The 18,231-nt window shown below is 47.4% G+C and carries 15 protein-coding genes, 1 rRNA gene and 1 riboswitch; of the genes, 2 read left to right on the forward strand and 14 right to left on the reverse strand.

All coding sequences use genetic code 11. The annotated features are described in order from the left end of the window. Positions 1–475: 475 nt before the first annotated feature. The 12 genes from purF to BM415_RS18665 all read right to left on the reverse strand — a co-directional run bounded on the left by purF (position 476) and on the right by BM415_RS18665 (position 13,174). Complete coding sequence (purF, locus tag BM415_RS18615) at positions 476–1,954, reverse strand: amidophosphoribosyltransferase (protein WP_091160580.1); 1,479 nt, start codon at positions 1,952–1,954, stop codon at positions 476–478. After that, positions 1,939–4,182 carry a phosphoribosylformylglycinamidine synthase subunit PurL gene (gene purL / locus BM415_RS18620; protein ID WP_091160582.1) on the reverse strand — a complete coding sequence of 748 codons (2,244 nt, stop codon included), beginning with the start codon at positions 4,180–4,182 and terminating at the stop codon, positions 1,939–1,941. The genes purF and purL overlap by 16 nt, the downstream gene beginning before the upstream one ends. Further along, entirely contained in the window at positions 4,160–4,849 is a 690-nt protein-coding gene (purQ, locus tag BM415_RS18625) for a phosphoribosylformylglycinamidine synthase subunit PurQ (protein ID WP_091160584.1), read from the reverse strand. Before purQ ends, purL begins: the two co-directional genes overlap by 23 nt. 3 nt (positions 4,850–4,852) lie before the next feature. Then, on the reverse strand, positions 4,853–5,098 hold the full coding sequence (purS, locus tag BM415_RS18630) for a phosphoribosylformylglycinamidine synthase subunit PurS (protein WP_047912782.1): 246 nt from the start codon (positions 5,096–5,098) through the stop codon (positions 4,853–4,855). Positions 5,099–5,234: 136 nt separating this feature from the next. Further along, the gene (locus BM415_RS18635) at positions 5,235–6,116 is read right to left on the reverse strand and encodes a phosphoribosylaminoimidazolesuccinocarboxamide synthase (RefSeq protein ID WP_091160633.1); all 882 of its coding nucleotides are present in this window, start codon (positions 6,114–6,116) and stop codon (positions 5,235–5,237) included. Between the two features lie 55 nt (positions 6,117–6,171). After that, positions 6,172–7,467: an adenylosuccinate lyase gene (gene purB / locus BM415_RS18640; protein WP_091160585.1), complete on the reverse strand. Its 1,296-nt coding sequence runs from the start codon at positions 7,465–7,467 to the stop codon at positions 6,172–6,174. Beyond that, positions 7,464–8,648 (reverse strand): 5-(carboxyamino)imidazole ribonucleotide synthase, encoded by a 1,185-nt coding sequence (purK, locus tag BM415_RS18645; protein WP_091160587.1) that lies wholly within the window; start codon positions 8,646–8,648, stop codon positions 7,464–7,466. The genes purB and purK overlap by 4 nt, the downstream gene beginning before the upstream one ends. Next, positions 8,645–9,130: a 5-(carboxyamino)imidazole ribonucleotide mutase gene (gene purE, locus BM415_RS18650; RefSeq protein WP_091160589.1), complete on the reverse strand. Its 486-nt coding sequence runs from the start codon at positions 9,128–9,130 to the stop codon at positions 8,645–8,647. Before purE ends, purK begins: the two co-directional genes overlap by 4 nt. 284 nt (positions 9,131–9,414) lie before the next feature. Continuing rightward, positions 9,415–9,516: riboswitch (purine riboswitch) on the reverse strand. A 251-nt stretch (positions 9,517–9,767) separates the two neighbouring features. Then, complete coding sequence (locus BM415_RS18655; RefSeq protein WP_091160590.1) at positions 9,768–10,202, reverse strand: universal stress protein; 435 nt, start codon at positions 10,200–10,202, stop codon at positions 9,768–9,770. Positions 10,203–10,291: 89 nt separating this feature from the next. Further along, entirely contained in the window at positions 10,292–10,555 is a 264-nt protein-coding gene (locus BM415_RS18660; protein ID WP_091160592.1) for a DUF1294 domain-containing protein, read from the reverse strand. Positions 10,556–10,802: 247 nt separating this feature from the next. Then, positions 10,803–10,940: a hypothetical protein gene (locus tag BM415_RS25195; RefSeq protein ID WP_170862554.1), complete on the reverse strand. Its 138-nt coding sequence runs from the start codon at positions 10,938–10,940 to the stop codon at positions 10,803–10,805. 92 nt (positions 10,941–11,032) lie between these two features. Then, on the reverse strand, positions 11,033–13,174 hold the full coding sequence (locus tag BM415_RS18665) for a DNA topoisomerase III (RefSeq protein ID WP_091160593.1): 2,142 nt from the start codon (positions 13,172–13,174) through the stop codon (positions 11,033–11,035). A gap of 403 nt (positions 13,175–13,577) precedes the next feature. Between BM415_RS18665 and BM415_RS18670 the strand changes: the two genes are divergently transcribed. Together BM415_RS18670 and BM415_RS18675 are read left to right on the forward strand one after the other, a co-directional pair. Beyond that, positions 13,578–15,515 (forward strand): amidase family protein, encoded by a 1,938-nt coding sequence (locus BM415_RS18670; protein ID WP_091160595.1) that lies wholly within the window; start codon positions 13,578–13,580, stop codon positions 15,513–15,515. A 401-nt stretch (positions 15,516–15,916) separates the two neighbouring features. Continuing rightward, positions 15,917–16,909, forward strand: a complete 993-nt coding sequence (locus BM415_RS18675; RefSeq protein WP_211753679.1) for an ion channel — start codon at positions 15,917–15,919, stop codon at positions 16,907–16,909. A 66-nt stretch (positions 16,910–16,975) separates the two neighbouring features. On the opposite strand, the gene BM415_RS18680 is transcribed toward BM415_RS18675, so the two are convergent. Both BM415_RS18680 and rrf read right to left on the reverse strand, forming a co-directional pair. Further along, the gene (locus tag BM415_RS18680; protein WP_091160598.1) at positions 16,976–17,971 is read right to left on the reverse strand and encodes a ketoacyl-ACP synthase III; all 996 of its coding nucleotides are present in this window, start codon (positions 17,969–17,971) and stop codon (positions 16,976–16,978) included. Positions 17,972–18,113: 142 nt separating this feature from the next. Then, positions 18,114–18,230, reverse strand: a 5S ribosomal RNA gene (gene rrf, locus BM415_RS18685). Position 18,231: the final 1 nt, after the last annotated feature.

The raw sequence follows: 18,231 nt of genomic DNA on the forward strand, positions 1-18,231 counted from the left end.
CCTGACAGGGAGGACCCCAAAGAGGCCGCGGCCCCTCTGGACACCCGCAAAATTGGATTCGCGGACCAGAGTTTGGTTAGATCCTGCTATGGTTACTGTCGTGCTGGGATTCGCTTTCGTCTTTCAGACACGCTCTACTGCTTGGCGCTGCGCGCGATGCTTCACCAGAGCTTACCCACTATTTGCCTGCGGCAAAAGCGTGGGGCTCACGGTGAAGCTCTCCTCCACGCGGCGCGTGGCTGCTCCGCTGGACTTCCCGCTGTTTGCCTTCGGCAAATGTGCTGGGGTCCGCTGCGGAGCCTTTAGCGCTGCGCGCTCGCTTCGCCGGACCTCTCGCTGTCTGCCTTTGGCAGATGCGCTAAGGCTCCAGGGCGAAGCAACACCACGCGGCGCGTGGCTGCTCCATCAGAGCCATCCCCTGTTTGCTTCACAAATGTGGGGCGGCTCTTTATGGAGCATTGAATTCTGCGGCGAATTAACAGCCGCAGCCCGCCTTCGCATCCTTGAAGTCCAGCGTCGTTGGGTAGTCATTATCGAAACAGGCGAGGCATAAGCCGCCTTTATATGCATCCTGATGATTTCCTTCTATAGAAGAGATCAGACCTTCCGGACTGAGGAATGACAGAGAGTCTGCATTGATCTCTCTGCATATCTCCTCAATCGATTTGGAAGAAGCAATCAGTTCATCCCGGTTCGGGGTATCAATCCCGTAAAAGCACGGATTCTTGAACGGCGGTGAAGTAATGCGTACGTGCACCTCGGTAGCACCTGCATCACGGAGCATATTCACGATCCGGCGCGATGTCGTACCGCGCACGATGGAATCGTCAATCATGACAACGCGTTTGCCTTCTACTACCCGGCGCACCGCACTCAGCTTCATCTTCACTCCCTGCTCACGCAGCTCCTGACTTGGCTGAATAAAGGTACGGCCTGTGTATTTGTTCTTAATCATCCCCAGCTCATACGGAATGCCCGTCTGCTCCGCATAGCCTATTGCCGCGGAAATACTTGAATCCGGAACACCCGTTACCACATCGGCATCGACAAACGATTCAATCGCAAGCCGGCTTCCCATCCGCTTCCGCGCACTATGCTGATTCGCTCCATTCATATCACTGTCCGGACGAGCGAAATAGATATATTCCATAGCACACAGCGCTTTGCGGTGTTTTTTCTCCTCAAAACGATCTTCATGCAGACCTTCACTATCGAGCACCAGCATTTCTCCCGGTTCAATGTCCCGAATCAGCTCGGCACCGATCGTCTCCAATGCACAAGTTTCTGATGCAAAAATATAAGCATCGCCTAATTTGCCCATCGTCAGCGGACGCAGTCCATGTGCGTCTGACGCAACGATTAGCCGATCGTTCGTCATGATCAGGAAGGCGTAGCCCCCGACGATCCGGCGAAATGCGTCTTTTGCCGCCTCTACCAGATCCTTGGGAGAACGGGCGATTAAATGCGCAATAACCTCGGTATCACTCGTCGTTTGAAAGATCGATCCGCTTTGCTCCAGCTCCTTGCGGATCTCTGGTGCATTCACGATATTTCCGTTTGTCGCAACAGCGAGATCCCCGTCACGGTACTTAAACACGAGCGGCTGTGCATTCGTCAGCTTGCTGTCACCGCTGGTTGAATAGCGCACGTGACCAATGGAGATATCTCCGGACAGGGAAGCCATGAGATCCTTCGTAAATACCTCTTTGACGAGTCCCATCCCGCGGTGATAATGGAATTCGCTGCCGTCACTGACACACATTCCGGCACTTTCCTCGCCGCGATGCTGCAGCGCATGCAGTCCATAATAGGACAAGGAGGCAGCGTCGGGGTGTCTATACACCCCGAACACCCCGCACTCCTCTTTCAATTTATCGAACAGTCCCTCTTTGCCCGAACCCTCGTTGTAGTAATCGCCGGTCCAAAACTGCGGGGTTTTTACTTCATCAGACATGGAATAACATCCTCCCAGACCTGTTTCAGAACCGCTACCGGTTCGTCCACAGCTGATGTGCCGTTCAACTCCAATTTAAGATTGCTGCCTGTTACTTGTCCGATCACTTGAGCAGGAACGCCGCTATTTCTAACGAACGCTTCCAGTTCTTCTGCTTGTGCTTGGTCTGCTGTCAGTAGAATACGGGATTGGCTCTCGCTGAATAGAGCAATATCACCGCGAAGGTCAGTCGTAAAGTTCACGCTGGCACCAATGCCGCCGCTGATACAGCTCTCTGCTAGCGCCACGCCAAGACCACCTTCAGACAAGTCATGCGCAGACTGTACAAGACCTTTCTGAATGGCGCCAAGCACCGCTCCCTGCAGCTTCTTCTCCACTTCAAGGTCGAGCTGTGGAGGACGTCCTTCCGTCAAGCCATGAACGGCATATTGGAACTCGCTGCCGCCAAGCTCTGCTTTGGTATCCCCAAGAAGCAGGATAACATCTCCTTCTTTCTTAAAGCCTTGTGTCGTGATGTGGTCCGTATCATGGACAAGTCCGACCATACCGACAACAGGTGTTGGATAAATGGCGCCTTTGGCATTCTCGTTGTACAAGCTCACGTTACCGCCGATAACCGGTGTACCCAGCACAGTACAAGCTTCAGCCATTCCGTCCACCGCTTTTTCCATCTGCCAGAAGATATCCGGCTTCTCCGGCGAACCAAAGTTCAGGTTGTCCGTAATCGCCAGCGGCTCGGCTCCAGAACATACAATGTTTCGCGCAGCTTCGCTGACCGCAATTTTGCCGCCAACTTCTGGATCAAGATACACATAACGACCATTACAGTCCGTTGTCATCGCAAGACCTTTGCGTGTGCCGTGAACCGTCACAACAGCTGCATCCGATCCTGGACGAACGGCAGTGCTGGTCCGCACCATGTAGTCATATTGGTCATACACCCAAGCCTTGCTGGAGACGGTCGGGGAAGACAGCACCTTTTTCAAGGCTCCTGTCAGATCCGACACTTCCTCGTAACGCAGGGTGTCGATTTTCTCGTTCTCAATATAATAAGCAGGAACCGAGGACGGTTTGTTATACACCGGACATTCGTCAACCAATGCCGTTACCGGCATGTCGCCAACGACTTCACCGTGATGGTACAGCTTCAGTCGTCCGTCGTCCGTAACCTTCCCGACTTTTGCACAGATAACGCCCCAACGCTCAAAAATTTCACGTGCTTGTGCTTCGTCTTTAGGCTCAACGACAAACAGCATGCGTTCTTGAGATTCGGACAGCATCATCTCGTATGGAGACATGCCTTGTTCCCGCTGAGGCACTTGGTCCAAATAAAGCTCAAGTCCGTTGCCTGCCTTACTTGCCATCTCCGCACTGGAGCATGTAAGACCCGCAGCACCCATATCTTGAATGCCAAGCACGATGCCTGTATCAATCAGCTCAAGACAAGCTTCCATGACCAGCTTCTCCATGAACGGATCACCAACCTGTACCGCTGTACGCTTGGATTCGGATTCTTCCGTCAGCTCAACTGAAGCAAACGTCGCTCCATGAATACCGTCACGTCCTGTTGGAGGTCCCACGTAAAATACCGGGTTACCTACCCCTTTGGCCACACCGCGCTGAATTTTGTCGTGATCTATCAGACCTACACACATGGCGTTTACCAAAGGATTACCGTCATAGCTCTCATCAAACATAACTTCTCCGCCTACGGTCGGGATTCCGATACAGTTACCATAGCCTGCAATACCGGATACGACGTGCTCGAACAAATACTTCACACGATCGCTTTCAAGCTTACCGAAGCGCAAGGAGTTGAGGGATGCTATCGGTCTTGCACCCATGGAGAAAATGTCGCGGATAATTCCACCGACCCCTGTTGCTGCACCTTGGAAGGGCTCAACCGCGGAAGGATGGTTATGGCTTTCGATCTTGAATACAACCGCTTGGTTATCTCCGATGTCGACGATTCCGGCTCCCTCTCCCGGTCCCATCAGGACACGTTCGCCTGTGGTCGGGAAACGACGCAGCAGCGGCTTGGAGTTCTTGTATGCGCAGTGCTCTGACCACATAACGCTGAATACGCCGATCTCCGTATAGTTCGGCTGACGTCCCATGAACGACACGATCAGGTCATATTCACTGTCAGACACGCCCATTTGCTGATAAAGTTTATGCTCCGCAATCTGTGCTGCGGTTGGTTCTTTAGCGGATACTTGCTGCGTCATGCTGATCCCTCCAGGAGTTCAAAATCGAAGTAAACATGCGTTTACCATCTGTCGTACCAAGCACTTCGTTCACTGCGCGTTCCGGGTGTGGCATCATGCCCACCACGTTGCCGCGCTCATTGCTTACGCCGGCGATGTTATTCAAGGAGCCATTCGGATTGTTCTTATAAGTAAAGACGATTTGATTATTTGCCTTAAGCTTCTCAAGGGTCTCTTCATCACAATAATAGTTGCCTTCCCCATGCGCGATCGGGATAATGATCTCTTCCCCAAGTGCATACTCGCTTGTAAACGGCGTGTTGTTGTTCTCTACTTGAAGTACTGAATCGTGGCATACAAACTTCATACCCGTATTTCTCAGCAATGCGCCAGGGAGAAGCCCGGCTTCCGTTAGGATTTGGAATCCGTTGCAGATCCCGATAATGTATTTTCCTTGCTCCGCAGCCTTGGCTACTTCGTTCATCACAGGAGCAAATCTTGAGATCGCTCCACATCTTAAATAGTCACCGTAAGAGAAGCCGCCGGGAACGATGATGCAGTCATAGGCAGACAGATCTGTTGCCGTATGCCATACATAATCTACAGGCTGTTCAATCGTTTCTTCTACTGCCTTGAAGCAGTCAATATCACAGTTGGATCCAGGAAACACGAGAACTGCAAATTTCATGAATTAAACCTCCAATTCAAAGCGGTAGTCTTCGACAACCGTATTTGCGAGCAGCTTTTCACACATGACCTTAACGCGTTCTTCTGCTTCATTACGATCACTTGTATCCAGTGTCAGCTCCAGATATTTGCCGATGCGTACCCCTTCCACTTCACTGAAGCCCATGGAATGGAGCGCGCCTTGTACGGCAACGCCTTGAGGGTCAAGTACGCTTTGCTTAATCGTAACGTATACAGTAGCTTTTATCATGATCGGAAGTTCCTCCTAAGGAATGTTTTTAAGGTTTGGACTATGATTAATGATGATAATGATTGCTAATATAAAGCTTTCATCTGCTAAGTTTCCATAACACGGATATGGTACTGAGCCATATAGAACTTCTAGATTAACGAGTCAGCCTGTCCTTAATCTCTTTATAGCGTCTGCTCGTTTCCTCCACTACATGCCCTGGAAGCGGCTCCGGCTGGCTGTTCTTATCCCAATCGGTGGATGCCAGATATGCTCTTACCGGCTCTTTATCCATACTGTCGATCTCAATGTCCAGCGCGTATTTCTCCTTGGCCCAGAAACGGGAGGCATCCGGTGTAAAGATCTCATCAATCAAAATGACCTCTCCGTCTACCATCCCGAACTCAAACTTACAATCCGCCAAAATAATGCCTCTTTGTTCGCAATAGTCTCTCGCAAACTCATACAACTGAAGGCTCTTCGCTTCAAGCTCGAGTGCAAGCTTCTCTCCAACCGCTGCTTTCATCTGCTCCATGGAAATATCCTCGTCATGTCCGACGTCGTTCTTGGCCGCCGGCGTAAAGATCGGCTTGTCCAGCTTCGCATTTTTGCGAAGTCCTTCCGGAAGCTTAATCCCGTTAACCGTGCCGCTGGACTGATACTGCCTCCAGCCGCCGCCGGTAATGTATCCGCGAACCACGCACTCGATATCGATGCGCTCAGCTTTTTTCGTGACCATAATCCGATTCCTCAGCGCCTCTTTATCCAGAACGATATCTCCCAGTTCATCTACATTGGTATGAACGACGTGATTCGGCATCCATCCCTTGGTTTGGTCAAACCAGAAAGCACTAACTGTGTTGAGTACATTGCCCTTCTCTGGGACAGCCGGCTCCAGCACATAATCGAATGCTGAAATCCGGTCCGTTACGACGATCAGAAAATGCTCACCAAGATCGTACAACTCCCTAACCTTGCCTTTGTATAACAGTGGTGCGTTAATTAGCTCTGCTGCGGTGGATAAAGCCATAACGTTAATCACTCCACGTTTTATTATTTGTTAAGCCGTAACAGCCTTCTAAGATTCTGTTCGACTAGTTCAATCCCAGTTTGTCAAAAATCGTATCCACATGCTTTAGATGCCATGCCGGATTAAAGGCGTCCTCGATCTCCTCTGTGCTGAGCACTTCGGTGATCGCAGGCGTAGCTTCCACGATGTCGCGGAATTGGCGCTGCGTCTCCCAAGCTTCCATCGCACGAGGCTGAACCGTATCATAAGCTTCTTCACGGCTGAAGCCTTTATCAATCAGCTTCGTCATAATGCGTCCGGAGAACGGAACACCGAAGGTACGGGACATGTTGCGCTTCATGTTCTCAGGGAACACCGTCAAATTCTTGATGATGTTACCAAAACGGTTCAGCATATAGTTCAGCAGCATCGTTGCATCCGGTAGGATTACGCGTTCTGCTGAGGAATGCGAAATATCACGCTCATGCCACAGCGTTACGTTCTCATAAGCTGTCAGCATATGTCCGCGAATAACACGGGACAAGCCGGAGATGTTCTCACTGCCGATTGGATTGCGCTTGTGCGGCATAGCAGAGGAGCCTTTTTGACCCTTAGCAAAAGCCTCTTCCACTTCACGGAATTCACTCTTCTGGAGCGCGCGTACTTCAGTTGCAAATTTGTCCAGGGAGGTAGCAATCAGAGCAAGGGTTGCCATATATTCTGCATGGCGGTCACGCTGTAATGTCTGAGTCGAGATCGGTGCCGGCTTCGTGCCCAGCTTCTTGCACACGAACTCCTCAACGAATGGATCAATGTTCGCATAAGTACCTACAGCACCGGAAATTTTGCCGTATTGGACATTGTCAGCAGCATGACGGAAACGTTCCAGGTTACGCTTCATCTCTTCATGCCACAGTGCCATTTTCAGACCAAAGGTTGTTGGCTCTGCATGTACACCATGGGTACGTCCCATCATCGGGGTATGCTTGTATTCGACCGCTTTGTCTCTCAGGATCTGAATGAAGTTCAGGATGTCTTTCTCTAGAATTTCATTCGCTTGACGAAGCAGGTAGCCGTTCGCTGTATCTACAACATCTGTAGAAGTCAGTCCATAATGCACCCATTTGCGTTCCTCTCCAAGACTTTCGGATACAGTGCGTGTAAAGGCGATTACATCATGGCGCGTCTCCTGCTCGATCTCGTAAATCCGGTCAATGTCAAAGCTTGCTTTCTCCCGAAGGACAGCTGCGTCCTCTTTTGGAATAACGCCCAGTTCAGCCCAAGCCTCGCATGCACAAATTTCCACTTCCAGCCAAGCTTTAAATTTATTTTCTTCCGTCCAAATCGCCCGCATTTCGGGTCTGCTATAACGTTCAATCATTTGTATTCGTTCCTCCATATATTGGTTTTGCCAATCCAATCCAGTGCATGCTGCACATCATGGCATAACAGATTAATATGTCCCATTTTACGGCCCGTCTTGGCATCTGCTTTGCCGTACAGGTGAAGCTTAGGCACGACGCCCAGTTCATCAGCGTCTGCATCCTTTTTGGCAAATCGATCAATTACTGCTTCGATATGCTCTCCCAGGACATTTACCATCACAACCGGGCTAAGCAGGCACGTATCTGCAAGAGGCAGACCACAGATCGCTCTCACATGCTGCTCGAACTGCGATGTGCTGCACGCCTCCATTGTATAATGACCTGAGTTGTGAGGCCGAGGTGCCAATTCGTTAACGTACAGCTGTCCATCTCTTGTCACAAACATCTCGACAGCCAGCAGCCCAACAGCTCCCATAGATTCGGCGATCTTAGCTGCGAGCTGCTGCGCTTCGAGCTGGAGCTCTGAAGACACTCTCGCCGGTACAACTGAGGTATGCAGTATGTTATTCACGTGTACATTCTCAGCTGGGGGGAATGTTCGAATCTCTCCTTGGGGATTGCGTGCAGCGATGACCGATATTTCGCACTCAAAGGATACATATTGCTCCAACACAAGCTCCGTACCAAGTCCAGCCAGCTCTTCGTAAGCCGTAAGCGCCGTCTCTGTATCGCGAATGACCCGCTGTCCTTTGCCATCATAGCCTCCAGTTACGGTCTTGAGCACACAAGGAACACCTAATGCCTCTATCGCTGCGCTCATGTCCTCCGCACTCGTAATTTCCCGATATGGAGCAACCGGCACACCCGCCGCTTCAATTGCACGCTTCTCCCGTAGACGATGCTGTGTCGTATACAGAAGCTTGCTTCCTTGCGGAACATATGCTTCATTCTCCAGCAGTGCTGCCACATCCGCATCCACATTCTCAAACTCATAAGTGATCACATCGCACTCTTCTGCAAGCTGGCGTGCTGCCTTCTGATCATCGTAGCCCGCTACAATTTGCCGTGCTACTTGTCCACAAGGAGAATTGTCTGTCGGATCCAGCGTAATAAACCGATATCCCATGGCTGTACCTGATAATGTCATCATCCGGCCAAGCTGTCCGCCTCCAAGAATCCCAATTGTTGCTCCAGAAGGGAAGACCTTCGTGCTCTCGCTGGTTGGCTTGTTTATCATAACGTATCACTGCTTTCTAATACTTCTTTGCGGATTCGATCTCTGCGTTCTTGCGTTCTTCCTGCAACCTCTGGATCGAAAGCACCGATGATCTGTGCAGCGAGCAGTCCTGCATTGGTTGCTCCTGCTTTGCCGATTGCCACCGTAGCTACGGGAATACCACCAGGCATTTGTACAATAGACAGCAGAGAATCGAGACCATTCAGTGCCTTGGACTGAACAGGTACACCGATAACGGGAACCAGAGTTTTGGATGCGACCATTCCAGGCAAATGAGCGGCTCCTCCAGCCCCAGCAATAATCACTTTGATTCCGCGGTCATACGCACCTTCCGCAAATTCAAACATGAGATCCGGTGTACGGTGAGCTGAGACCACCTTTTTCTCATAAGCAATATCCAGCTCGTCCAGCACTTCACAGGCATGTCTCATTGTTTCCCAATCCGATGTACTCCCCATAATTACGGCAACTTGCACTGACATGATATCCACTCCCTTTATTTAGATCAACATGCACCTTCAATTGACGAAAAAAAACCGAAATCCTCGAGGTATGATGACACTATACGGATTCCGGACGATATGAAGATATCAGATGCAGCCATACGGGAGAAATAATAAAACATCTATTGATGTACTTCCACAATAGCCAAGCCCAATAGCTAGGCGCTGCTCAAGTACGCTGCAGAGAGAGACTCTCTATTCAAGAAGATCCGCTTCATAGCATCTTGAAAAAGCGTCTATCTTGCCTGCACCTGACCCGCTGCTCTAAATTCTAATATCCTCGTAGTCCGGAAATTAACGGTTTCCGGGTAGAAACTTCCGGGCCATATCCCCGGTACTATACGAGTTAATTCTATATTTTTACCGATTCAATTTCATAACTACTTATCATATGGTTTGAAAATAGATTTCTTGGATTTTCGAGTTTATTCTTTTTACCTTTATCAGTTTAACAATCCCCTACACCTGATGTCAACTTAAAGACGAACATTTTAATCTTTACCATATTTATTGTTCGGATATTTATTAATACTAAACATAAATAAAACCAGCAGCTTCCATGAAGTACAGGAAAGATACTGGTTTTTTTGAATAAATGATCTCTGTTTCATCTTGTTTATTTCACGACGAGTACAGGAACGTCTGCTTCCTGAACGACCCGATGACTTACACTGCCCAGCACGAATTCGCGTATACCGCTGAGTCCTCTGCTCCCTATTACAATGAGATCCGTCTCATTCTGTTTCACATACTCTAATATGACATCCACCGGAGAGCCTTGAATGAGCTCAACCTTGGCACCAATTTGCTCGTTTACAAGACGTCTCTTAATCTCGTCTACGGTCTCTTCAGCGACCTCATATACATCGCTGTTCACAGACGGAGGGATTGGCGCCAGACCTTCGCCGATAAATACCCGCGGAAAATCGTATACGTGAACAATATGCAGTTGTGTATAATCAGACAATTTGGCTAACTCCACTGCGCGCTCAAACGCTTTGTTCGCTAACTCTGATCCGTCATATGCAAGTAGAATATTGGAAAAAGTCATGAGGAACGCCACCTTTCTGTATGTACTTTATATTTAACCGATTACGGATTTGTTTGAATCACCAAGATCAATTGAGCCCAAAGGTGGCTTCAGCTCAAAAAATAGCCGTATAGTATAGCATTAACGAAGAGCAGCACAGGAACTCCAATGGTAAAGCTGGCATGCCTTGTTTTGTGTCGCTTCCGGTACATTGCAATCAGAATGCCAAGTGAACCACCGATGGCGGCAAGTAAAAACAACGTTTTTTCTGGAACCCGGTCTCGTCTTCTCTGTGCTCTTCTCTTATCCTCTGACATCACAAGATATGCTACCACATTTATAAAAACAAACCATACAATAATGCCTGTCCGCATTGGCAATTCCCCTTTCTTTAGGGATCTCATTCCCCACTCCATTATAGCTTCAGTAGAAACAGAGTGACAATGAGTTCGGACGGGCTCAGCTGTAATAGCTAAATGTATTGTATCTAAATCAACTTCATTCTATGCGTTAGCTATGCTGGCATCATATATCGACTGGAAACATACAAAAGAACCAGATTCAATACAGAATCTGGTTCTCATGCTGCCAGCTCATCGCTGCTAAATAGCAGCTTACGGCTTAGGATTCCTGCTTAGGAATGCCGTTTAAGCTTGGCGGAGTGTGGGCTGCCTTGGCCGGACGAAGTGATTTACTTTCCTCTAGCACACTAGACTTATTTTGCTGGTTTTTAATTTTCAGCGGTTTATGATAAGGCATGTGTCGCTCACCCCCCTACGACATAGATTGTCATCTTCCAAGGAGCATTATACGGATACTTCGTAGTGCACCGCATTACATCGACACGCTGCTTATTTGTCTTCTTTCTTTTCCATGGCTGCCTTTAGCAGATCACCAAGATTTGAGCCAATCGGCTCCTTCTTCTCAAACTGCTTAACGAGCTTCTGCTGCTCCCGTTTATTAACCCGCTGCTTGTCCTTATCCACCGTCTCCGTAATGCCACATGGCAGACACTGCACATACATTCCTGCCTTGCCTTCTCTAAGCTCCATCTTCTTATGACACTGCGGGCAACGTCGGTTGGACAAACGCTTCTCTGCCGACCGCTTATAACTGCAGTCCTCAGAAGGACAGACGAGGAACTTGCCTCGCTTGGATTTCTTCTCGAGCAGTCTTGTACCACAATCCGGACAATGGCTGTTAGATACATTATGCGGCTTGTATTCCGTGGTACTATTCTTGACACTGCGAACAAGTTCATCGGCCATCTTCCGAATTCCATTTAAAAATGGTTCCGGAGAGCCCTGTCCTTTGGCGATGCGTTCCAGCTCTGATTCCCACTTGGCGGTAAGTTCTGGTGTGCGGAGCTGTGGTGCTGCAAGCTCAATCAGCTGCTTCCCTTTACCCGTTGGGTGCATCACATTGCCTTGACGTTCAATTGTATCACTGCTGACAAGCTTCTCGATAATATCGGCTCTCGTTGCAGGCGTACCCAGACCATGCTTCTCCATCTGAGCAAGCAAAGCCGCTTCATTGTAACGTTTTGGCGGCATGGTACGGGCAGCTTTAATAATACAACGCTGTATCTTAAACATTTCCCCTTCGCGAAGCTCAGGAAGCTCCTGTCCACTTCCTCTTGAATCCGAGGCATCATCAGAAGCGTCTTCATCCTCATCGCTATAACCTTCCGCACCATATACTTCACGCCATCCGTGATTTTTGACCGTCGTTCCTTTCACAATGAAGGCTTCATTCTCTGCCTCAATCTTGACCTGCACTGCATCATATCTAGCCGCTGGGTAGAACAGACTTATGAATCGTCTTACGATCAGATCGTAGAGCTTGCGCTCCTCCGTAGACAATTGATTGAGCAGAACCGTTTGCTCTGTAGGGATAATGGCATGGTGATCACTCACTTTACTGTCATCCACCACACGCTTTGTGATATGAAGCTTGGCACGAAGCAGCGGTCTTGCTAGTGGACTGTAAGGGCCTACCGCTACACTTTCAAGACGTTCCTTGAATGTCTCTGCCATATCCGAAGGCAAGTATCTGCTGTCTGTCCGTGGATAAGTGACGAGCTTATGCTGTTCATACAATTTCTGCAGGAGATTAGAGGTTTGTTTGGCTGAGAAACCATATCGCTTATTGGCATCTCTCTGCAGCTCGGTCAAGTCATATGCCAGCGGATGGGATTCAACCTTCTCGCTTTTTTTCACTTGAACGACTTTGCCGGATCGTCCTTCAAGCTTACGTTTAAGTTCCTCTGTCCGTGCTTTATCAAAAATACGAGATTCTCCCTGAGGCGCTCGCCACATCGCTTGGAAGCTGCCAAAATCAGCAGACAACGTTTCGTATTCTTCTGAACGGAAGTTCATAATTTCTTTTTCCCGGTTCATAATCATGCCGAGCGTCGGGGTTTGAACACGTCCTGCAGACAACTGAGCGTTATATTTAACCGTAAGAGCACGGGTGACATTTAGACCGATCATCCAGTCCGCTTCAGCGCGGCAGCGTGCGGATTCATACAAACGATCGAACTGCTGACCGGGCTTTAAATTTGCAAATCCTTCTTTGATCGCTTTATCCGTCTGAGACGAAATCCATAGGCGTTTAAAAGGCTTCTTGAAATGCGCCATCTGCATAATCCAGCGGGCAAGCAGCTCACCCTCACGGGCAGCATCTGTTGCAATAACGAGCTCCTTAATGTCTTGTCTCTTCATTAGCTGCTGTACCGCTTTATATTGATGTTGGGTTTCTCGGAGGACCTTCAGCTTCGTCTGCTTTGGCAGAATCGGCAGATCCGCAAGGTTCCAGGTTGCATATTTATGATCATAATCCTCAGGCTCAGCCAACCCGACCAGATGGCCCAAGGCCCAAGTCACTACATATTTAGGTCCTTCAAAATAGCTCTTATGCTTCTCTCTACTTCCCATCACACGTGCAATCTCACGTGCCACTGAAGGTTTCTCTGCTAGAACAAGTACTTTCATGTGACTCTCCTTTCTATAACATCCTCCATTATAACACTCCTTCAAAGTGCCCGCGAAAGAAGAACTTCTTCATTCAGGACAGTCAATAGACTAGAGGTGATGGGAGTAACAAGTGAAAATCAAACCAAGAAGCCCGCGATTTATACACGTCATGTCATATAATTTTACATTGAATCTATGATATTAGTCTTAAGACTCTTTTCACATTTTTTTGGTACGGAGATAATCAATTGAAATAATGAGTATCATGCTGTAAATATTGGATGTAATCGCTTTATTGGAAGTCATGCATCCTTGTAACAATTTATAACATTAAATATGATTTAACTGAATCATTTCCTTGATGAATAATTATATGAAATGGATTCTGAGCTCTAAATCATCTTACAAGGAGAGTGTTTAAATGAAGTTGAACCAGCCGTTACATCGATGGAGAAAAGGTGGGCAAGCCTTTCTTGCAGCCGCACTCCTATCCAGCTCCTTCCTGCTTCCTGCCTATACTGCGTCAGCAGCAGACGGAACGAATCCAAGTGTTACATCTTCTGTAGAGACTGCCTCTAATAAGCAGGCAGACGCCGCGTATTTCTACGACCAAATGAAGCTAGCCGCAGAAACGGCTGGGGTTCCCTTTACCATGGAGAAGGTCACTGGAACAGTTATGCTCAGACAAGCCGCAGCCCAAGCAATCCAGAACTGGCTCTCTTTGCCTGCATCGGACATTTCATACAAAGATATTCCTCAGAACAGCTCCTATGCTGATGCTATAAGTGCCGTAACTCAAGCAGAAATTATGACAGGCTACAGCAAAGACTCCTTCTTTCCCAAAACTCCTCTTACCGTCAAAGATGTCCATCTTATATATGATCGTGTTCTAGAATACATACAGCCTTTTGAAGTAGAGGAAGCTACAATCGCAGATATGCAAAAAGCGATGGAACAAGGAAAATTAACCTCCGTCCAGCTTGTGCAAATGTATCTTGATCGTATTGAACAGTATGATGATCAAGGTCCTTCTCTAAATGCAGTGCTCACGATTAATAACGATGCTCTTGATATCGCAGCAGAGCTCGATGCCGAACGTACAAGGACAGGAGCTCGCAGTAATCTTCACGGGATCCCGGTTCTGGTCAAGGACAATTACGATACAAATGATATGCCGACATCAGCAGGCTGCCTATGCCTCAAGGACTCTGTTCCAGATGAAGATGCAGAGCAAGTCGCCAGATTGAAAGAAGCAGGGGCAATCATCTTGGGCAAAACAAATCTGCATGAGTTTGCCTTCGGCATTACAACCTCCAGTTCGCTCGGTGGACAAACCTTAAATCCATATGCACTTGATCACTACCCCGGCGGTTCAAGCGGAGGAACGGGTGCTGCGATCGCTGCTAACTTTGCAGCTGCGGGTTTAGGCACAGATACCGGAGGCTCTATCCGGATCCCTTCCAGCTTTAATAGTCTTGTAGGTATCCGTCCAACGATTGGACTGGCAAGCCGTGACGGAATCATTCCTTTAGCACTCACACAGGATGTAGGCGGACCCATGGCACGCACCGTTGAGGATGCTGCGATTATGCTGGATGCTATTGCAGGATATGACCCCGAAGATGTTGTCACAGCAGCAAGCGTCGGACAAATTCCGGAGAGCTATACGGATAATTTGGATGCAGACGCCCTTGAAGGTGCTCGTATTGGCGTAGCTACTGAGCTCTTTGGAAGCAGCAGTGATGCAGAACAAGAAACTTCGTCCATTATTTACAACGCGATTGATGAAATAGAGCGGCTTGGTGCAACGGCTATAGAGATCCAACTCCCTAATTTGGCCGAGCTTGCTAAGTATCCAAGTCTCAGCAGCTATGAGTTCAAATTTCAACTTAACGATTACCTTGAAGGACTCGGTGAAGATGCTCCATACTCCACTTTGTCTGAGATCATTGCTTCCGGCAATTATGATCTAGACCAAGAGCAATCGATGAAGTCCCGTGATGCCCGTGAAACATTGGAAACCGAGGAGTACAAAGATATCGTGCTGAAGCGAACCAAGCTGGCCAAAGACGCTCTCCTAAAGGTGATGGCAGACAATAACCTGGATGCCATTGTGTACCCGAGTACTACCCAATCTGCTGCAGTAATAGGTGAGCCTCAAAATGTCGGAGGCAATAACCGGCTTAGTGCCTTTTCTGGATTCCCCGCCATCACGGTTCCAGCTGGATTCACCACGGACGGACTTCCTGTCGGTATTGAATTCCTTGGCAGAGCTTATGATGAAGGGAAGCTCATTAAGCTCGCTTATAGCTACGAGCAGGGAACACAGCACCGTAAAGCCCCTATGTTGACTGAGTAGTTATCCGTATCACTTAACAGTCTCATATTTCAAATGAAGAGCATATGCCGATCCTGTCGGTGTGTGCTTTTTTTGCTCTTTTGATCTTTTTTCTCGGAGAGGATTTAGATAGCCGGGCGACAAGAAATTCTATATAATATAATTCGCTGAATCCATTTCATAAATCATTAAATAGGTAAATTTAAAACTATATAGACAAATAAAATCATTTTGATCTATATATACCCTTGATATAAGCAGCTAAAGGTACTATGAAATTGATTCTCACCGTAAAGATATTGAAATATTGTGAAACGTAGTTTCACTCTCACCGTAAATAGATGCCATACACCAGCTGCATCAGTTAGAGAATGAGGTGACCCATGTTATTCTGGCGCAAAGCTTTCGAAAAAATGTTTAAAATGAGTAATATATCTCTTGTCTATTTTGCACTTTCCTTCTTCTTAATTAGCCCGATCATCATTCATATCCTGGAGCCTGAGAAGTTTACTAACTTTGCCAAGGGTCTATGGTGGGTCGTTGTCACAACCACTACAGTGGGATATGGGGATTATTTTCCTGAAACAATACCTGGAATGATATTTGGTACTATTGTTATTTTTACAGGGCTTTTTCTCATCGGGACCCTTATTGCAAAAATTTCTGAGAGATTTACAAAGTGGATTAAGATGAAGGAGGAAGGCAAAATGGATTATAGAGGAGAGAATCACTACGTCATTATCGGCTGGTCCGATGATAAGATTAAGGATACAATAAAGGAAATGCTAAACAGCGACACCGTCCATAACATCGTTCTTATAGCTGACCTGCCTTCAAGCCCCATAGATCATAGTCAAATCCATTACATACAAGGCGAGCCAACGGAATACGAGACACTTGATCGTGCTAACGTAGCCAAATCGAAAGCCGTTATTATCTTTTCTCCTCAAGGTGTCCCGGCCAAATATGCTGATGGACAAACACTGCTCATCGCAACAACAATCGAAAGCTACGGTGAGAAAATGAATTGTCAAATATACACCATAGCAGAGATCCTTAAGGAGAATCACCGGATTAACTTTAAACACGCTAAGGTGGATGAGCTCATACTTTCACAGCAGTCTATCTCTTATCTAATTGCGCATGCCAGCGTTCAGAAAGGATCTTCTAAATTATTCATGAACCTGCTCAGCACGGAGAGTGGCGAGAAAATATATGTTATTAACAAGAAGAAAGAATGGATAACATACAATGACGCGTTCGAGGATATAAAAGCAATGGGTGCCTTATTAATTGCCGACCACGATGACACTAGTATTATAAGAAGACCTAATGCCATCATTCCAGATCAAGCTAAGCTATTTATTATCGCTAATGAGAGTTCATTTCAAAAGATAAGTGAAGCGCTCTCTTGATATGCAAGCAAATAGATTATTGAAGACTAAAATAGGAATGAGGACAAGCTCCTCATTCCTATTCTTTTAGTTGCTATCCGGTACGGTCCAGCGCATAATTACTCCTGCATAGGTTAGACCTCCGCCAAATCCAAACAATAACATCTTATCATTAAATTTGAGACGTCCTTCATCAAGACCGAGCTGTATAGCTAAGGGAATAGAAGCAGCTGAGGTATTGCCTCTAAACTCCACACTAGTTAACGTGCGCTCAATCGGGATCGGGCCTTTTACACAAATTGACTCAATCATTCTCAAATTGGCGCTATGGGGTACAAACCAATTAATATCTTCCGGCTGCAGCCCTGATTGCTTAATAAGCTGATTAGATGCCTCAGGTACATGACGTACTGCCCATTTGTAGACCTCTCGACCATTTTGAACAAGAAATGGGTCCTTCTCGAGATTCATACCATCAATTTCTGTAGCAAACGTTCTTCTATATAAATGTCCCCCACCACTGCCATGGGTGCCGGATACCGAGGCTATAAAGCCAGGATGGTCATCATCACTTTCGATCAACACGACTCCGGCCCCATCCCCAAAAAGGATGCAGGTTGAGCGATCTGTATAGTCTGTGATTTTGGAAAGAGTCTCAGCACCAACAACAAGCACTTTCTTGTGAATACCACTGGATACCATACCATCAGCCAACTGCAATCCGTAAACAAATCCCGCGCAAGCTGAGCCCAGATCAATAGCACCTGCTTGTTTAATATTGAAATGGTGTTGAATTCGGGAAGCTACGTTTGGAAAAGTATACTCGGCTGTACTAGTGGCAACTAGAATCATATCTACATCTGTTATATCAACAGAGTAACGCTTAATCATGTCTGCAACTGCTTTGTAACTCAAATTAGAAACAAACTCGTTCTCTGCAGCTATTCTTCTTTCACGCATGCCTGTACGTTGTACAATCCACTCATCATTCGTATCGACCATTTTTTCGAGATCTGCGTTAGATAATATCTTCTCTGGTACATAAGTTCCTATTGCCGTGATTTTCGCTTTAGACTGATACATCCTGTTCACCTTCCTTACAGTTAGTGCTCTTATTATATCACTTGGTACTAGTACTTGGTACTAATATTTAAATAAATCACATTCATTTTTATCCGGGCAAAAAAAAGACACTATCGATGAAAATCGATAGTGTCTTATGTGTGCTTGGCGGCGTCCTACTCTCCCAGGACCCTGCGGTCCAAGTACCATCGGCGCTGGAGGGCTTAACGGTCGTGTTCGGGATGGGTACGTGTGGAACCCCTCCGCTATCGCCACCAAAC

It is taken from the genome of Paenibacillus sp. 453mf (genome assembly GCF_900116105.1).
Taxonomy (GTDB): Bacteria; Bacillota; Bacilli; order Paenibacillales; family Paenibacillaceae; genus Paenibacillus; species Paenibacillus provencensis.

Excerpts from the sequence above, each read along its gene's own strand:
- purF (WP_091160580.1), bottom strand. The coding sequence starts at position 1,954 with ATGTCTGATGAAGTAAAAACCCCGCAGTTTTGGACCGGCGATTACTAC.
- purL (WP_091160582.1), bottom strand. The coding sequence starts at position 4,182 with ATGACGCAGCAAGTATCCGCTAAAGAACCAACCGCAGCACAGATTGCG.
- purQ (WP_091160584.1), bottom strand. The coding sequence starts at position 4,849 with ATGAAATTTGCAGTTCTCGTGTTTCCTGGATCCAACTGTGATATTGAC.
- purS (WP_047912782.1), bottom strand. The coding sequence starts at position 5,098 with ATGATAAAAGCTACTGTATACGTTACGATTAAGCAAAGCGTACTTGAC.
- purB (WP_091160585.1), bottom strand. The coding sequence starts at position 7,467 with ATGATTGAACGTTATAGCAGACCCGAAATGCGGGCGATTTGGACGGAA.
- purK (WP_091160587.1), bottom strand. The coding sequence starts at position 8,648 with ATGATAAACAAGCCAACCAGCGAGAGCACGAAGGTCTTCCCTTCTGGA.
- purE (WP_091160589.1), bottom strand. The coding sequence starts at position 9,130 with ATGTCAGTGCAAGTTGCCGTAATTATGGGGAGTACATCGGATTGGGAA.
- BM415_RS18655 (WP_091160590.1), bottom strand. The coding sequence starts at position 10,202 with ATGACTTTTTCCAATATTCTACTTGCATATGACGGATCAGAGTTAGCG.
- BM415_RS18660 (WP_091160592.1), bottom strand. The coding sequence starts at position 10,555 with ATGCGGACAGGCATTATTGTATGGTTTGTTTTTATAAATGTGGTAGCA.
- BM415_RS25195 (WP_170862554.1), bottom strand. The coding sequence starts at position 10,940 with ATGCCTTATCATAAACCGCTGAAAATTAAAAACCAGCAAAATAAGTCT.
- BM415_RS18665 (WP_091160593.1), bottom strand. The coding sequence starts at position 13,174 with ATGAAAGTACTTGTTCTAGCAGAGAAACCTTCAGTGGCACGTGAGATT.
- BM415_RS18670 (WP_091160595.1), top strand. The coding sequence starts at position 13,578 with ATGAAGTTGAACCAGCCGTTACATCGATGGAGAAAAGGTGGGCAAGCC.
- BM415_RS18675 (WP_211753679.1), top strand. The coding sequence starts at position 15,917 with ATGAGTAATATATCTCTTGTCTATTTTGCACTTTCCTTCTTCTTAATT.
- BM415_RS18680 (WP_091160598.1), bottom strand. The coding sequence starts at position 17,971 with ATGTATCAGTCTAAAGCGAAAATCACGGCAATAGGAACTTATGTACCA.